Annotated in this window: 1 rRNA gene; it reads right to left on the minus strand. The window is 56.6% G+C overall.

Annotated elements, in window-relative coordinates:
• Window positions 1-2,792: ribosomal RNA gene (locus tag ACWEOH_RS19740) — 23S ribosomal RNA — on the minus strand; the annotation flags it as partial.
• Window positions 2,793-3,091: the final 299 nt, after the last annotated feature.

Below are 3,091 nucleotides of genomic sequence, written 5' to 3' on the forward strand. Positions count from 1 at the left end.
CAGCTCGCGTACCGCTTTAATGGGCGAACAGCCCAACCCTTGGGACCTACTCCAGCCCCAGGATGCGACGAGCCGACATCGAGGTGCCAAACCATCCCGTCGATATGGACTCTTGGGGAAGATCAGCCTGTTATCCCCGGGGTACCTTTTAGCCGTTGAGCGACGGCGCTTCCACATGCCACCGCCGGATCACTAGTCCCAGCTTTCGCTCCTGCTCGACCCGTCAGTCTCACAGTCAAGCTCCCTTGTGCACTTACACTCAACACCTGATTGCCAACCAGGCTGAGGGAACCTTTGGGCGCCTCCGTTACTCTTTAGGAGGCAACCGCCCCAGTTAAACTACCCACCAGACACTGTCCCCGATCCGGATCACGGACCAGAGTTAGACGTTCAAAACGACCAGAGTGGTATTTCACCAATGACTCCACCCGAACTAGCGTCCGAGCTTCACAGTCTCCCACCTATCCTACACAAGACGTTCCAAACGCCAATGTCAAGCTGTAGTGAAGGTCCCGGGGTCTTTCCGTCCTGCTGCGCGTAACGAGCATCTTTACTCGTAGTGCAATTTCGCCGGGTCTGCGGTTGAGACAGCGGGGAAGTCGTTACGCCATTCGTGCAGGTCGGAACTTACCCGACAAGGAATTTCGCTACCTTAGGATGGTTATAGTTACCACCGCCGTTTACCGGCGCTTAAGTTCTCACCTTCGCCACTTACGCGGCTAAGCGGTCCCCTTAACGTTCCGGCACCGGGCAGGCGTCAGTCCGTATACATCGTCTTACGACTTAGCACGGACCTGTGTTTTTAGTAAACAGTCGCTTCCCCCTGGCCACTGCGACCCCCACCAGCTCAGACAGCAAGTGCCATCACCAGCAGAGGTCCCCCTTCTCCCGAAGTTACGGGGGCAATTTGCCGAGTTCCTTAACCACAGTTCACCCGATCGCCTTGGTATTCTCTACCTGACCACCTGAGTCGGTTTAGGGTACGGGCCGCCACAACACTCGCTAGAGGCTTTTCTCGGCAGCATAGGATCATCCACTTCGCCACAATCGGCTCGGCATCACATCTCAGGATACATGTGAGGCGGATTTGCCTACCCCACTCCCTACATGCTTACCCCAGGAACAACCATCGCCTGGGTTGGACTACCTTCCTGCGTCACCCCATCGCTTACCTACTACCGCATCGGTTCGAGCGTTCGGCCTAACACCAGACCCGAAGGTCTTAGCTGACTTAAGGACTCTTAGCATCAACAGGTTCGATATGGGCGCGTTAAAGCGGGTACGGGAATATCAACCCGTTGTCCATCGACTACGCCTGTCGGCCTCGCCTTAGGTCCCGACTTACCCTGGGCGGATTAGCCTGGCCCAGGAACCCTTGGTCATCCGGCGCGAGGGTTTCTCACCCTCGATTCGCTACTCATGCCTGCATTCTCACTCGCACAGCCTCCACCACTCGATCACTCGGCGGCTTCACCGGCTGCACGACGCTCCCCTACCCATCAACAAGAACCAAAGTCCTCATCAATGCCACGACTTCGGCGGTGTACTTGAGCCCCGCTACATTGTCGGCGCGGAATCACTTGACCAGTGAGCTATTACGCACTCTTTCAAGGGTGGCTGCTTCTAAGCCAACCTCCTGGTTGTCTCTGCGACTCCACATCCTTTCCCACTTAGCACACGCTTAGGGGCCTTAGTCGGTGATCTGGGCTGTTTCCCTCTCGACTACGGAGCTTATCCCCCGCAGTCTCACTGCCACGCTCTCACTTACCGGCATTCGGAGTTTGGCTGACGTCAGTAACCTTGTCGGGCCCATCGGCCATCCAGTGCTCTACCTCCGGCAAGAAACACGCGACGCTGCACCTAAATGCATTTCGGGGAGAACCAGCTATCACGGAGTTTGATTGGCCTTTCACCCCTACACACAGGTCATCCCCCAGGTTTTCAACCCTGGTGGGTTCGGTCCTCCACGAGGTCTTACCCTCGCTTCAACCTGCCCATGCGTAGATCACTCCGCTTCGGGTCTACAGCATGCGACTCAAACGCCCTATTCAGACTCGCTTTCGCTACGGCTTCCCCACACGGGTTAACCTCGCCACACACCATAACTCGCAGGCTCATTCTTCAAAAGGCACGCAGTCACATCACACAAGAGACAAGCCCTTGTAAGCTCCTACGGCTTGTAGGCACACGGTTTCAGGTACTATTTCACGACCCCTCACCGGGGCACTTTTCACCTTTCCCTCACGGTACTAGTGCACTATCGGTCATCAGGGAGTATTTAGGCTTACCAGGTGGTCCTGGCAGATTCACACAGGATTTCTCGGGCCCCGTGCTACTTGGGATCCCCTCAAACAGTCGACAAGGTTTCGCCTACCCGGCTCTCACGGTCTACGGCAGCCCTTCCCAGAGCTTTCAACTACCCCATCGATTTCTCACTGTTCGACCGACCGGCAGATCGATCAAGAAGGTCCCACGACCCCGAACATGCAACGCCTGCCGGCTATCACACATGCCCGGTTTAGCCTCATCCGCTTTCGCTCACCACTACTCACGGAATCACTGTTGTTTTCTCTTCCTACGGGTACTGAGATGTTTCACTTCCCCGCGTTACCACCAACCGCCCTATACATTCAGGCGGAGGCAACACCACATGACTGGTGCTAGGTTTCCCCATTCGGACATCCCCGGATCAACGTCTGGTTGGCGACTCCCCGAGGCTTAACGCAGCCTCCCACGTCCTTCATCGGCTCCTGATGCCAAGGCATCCACCGTGTGCCCTAAAAAACTTGGCCACAAAGATGCTCGCGTCCACTATGCAAATCTCAAACAACAAACAGCGACCGGATCGCCTCCCACCACGTGGAAAGATCCCCGGTCCTGTGCTCCAGAGGAGAAGAACACCCCCTCACGGGGGATGGCCCGTTTCCTCAGGACCCAACAGTGTGTCCAACCAGTCCCAGCCCCCTCGACGGGCCTTCCCACTCCCTCTTACGAGGGCGGTACCAACCCGCAGGCAACCAGACCTGGTTGAGTAGCCAGTGCTCCACTAATGAGCTGCCGAGCATCAGACGTTCGCTGATGATCTCGACGT

This window comes from Agromyces sp. NPDC004153 (assembly GCF_053603635.1).